This is a genomic window from Kriegella aquimaris (assembly GCF_900103215.1).
Lineage (GTDB): Bacteria > Bacteroidota > Bacteroidia > Flavobacteriales > Flavobacteriaceae > Kriegella > Kriegella aquimaris.
In genome coordinates this window covers 1-1228 of sequence record NZ_FNGV01000046.1, presented here as the reverse complement: position 1 = coordinate 1228, position 1228 = coordinate 1, and the positions used below count along the sequence as shown (strand labels likewise).

Annotated in this window: 1 protein-coding gene; it reads right to left on the bottom strand. The window is 40.1% G+C overall.

The features are described from left to right. Window positions 1-1214, bottom strand: a 1214-nt coding sequence (locus BLS33_RS24590; RefSeq protein ID WP_089895998.1) for a site-specific integrase, incomplete at its 3' end; no start/stop codon positions are given. Between the last annotated feature and the right edge of the window lie 14 nt (window positions 1215-1228).

Here is a 1228-nt window from a genome sequence, read left to right as displayed (position 1 = left end):
TTCATCTTGGCCATCAAATTCTGCATATCTTCCCCTACCTTCTTTTCAACCACCCGAGCATAAATTTGCGTAGTCGAAAGTTTGGTGTGCCCTAAAAGTTTAGAAACCGTTTCAATAGGCACTCCATTGGAGAGTGTTATCGCCGTTGCAAAGGTGTGCCGTGCCACATGAAAGGTTACCTTTTTACTAATACCGCAGGCGTTGGCAATATCTCTTAAAGTGCGGTTAATCATTTGGTTGCTGTAAATAGGTAGTAACTTACCACCTTCAAGCAAACTAGTATTGTTTTTATATTTATCTATAATTTCCATGGCCTTAGGTAGCAAAGGAATCTTCAAGGGTTCGTCTGTCTTTGTCCTTTTAGTGTATAGCCAATCGTTACCGTCCATGCCTTTTACCAAATGATCTGCTTTTAGTTCTTGCACGTCAATAAAAGATAAGCCTGTATAACAGGCAAAAATGAACAAGTCTTTTATACGTTGGGTACTTGGAACTTTAAAGGTGGTTTCTTCAATGAGCTGCAATTCTCTTTCCGTCAAAAACTGGCGTTCTGTTTTTTCAAATCGTAGTTTGAAATTGATGAAAGGGTCTTTCTCCAACCATTCCAATTTAACGGCAAGCCTGGACATCTTCTTTAAGCGCTCCATGTGTTTCATAGTGCCGTTATTGGCACACCCCATTCTTGTAGCTGGTTTATACTTACGTATGTACTGTTCGTAATCAACAATAAAAGCATAATTTAGTTTTTTAAGGGGTATATCCGAAATACCCTTTTCTTCTTCCAAGAACTCTTTGACGCAACGTTCTGTAGTATAGTAGTTCTTCATCGTACCTTTCCGAAGCACGGTAAGCATAGCGGTATTATGGTATGTAATTAAGTCAAGTAAAGTCTTGCCTTGCTCATCCTCCCCTAAATAACGGGACTTTACTCGCGCAGAAGTAATGTCAACTTCCTCTTGTAAAAGTTGTCGGTGCGCCTCGTGTAGACCAGTAAAAACTTGGTCCATATACTTGTTCAAGGAGATAACGTACTTTGAAAACCCCTTGCCTCTTTTGCGTTTTTCGTCCCAAAGGGACACCGGCAATTCCCGATTTAGACCGAATTCAGCTCTTTTGCCGTCTACCGTGACGCGGGCGTAGATCTTAATGGTGTCAATTTTAGAAGTGAGTTTCCTAACGATAAATACAACTGATAACCTACTGTTTTCCAACATATTACATAGCTTTA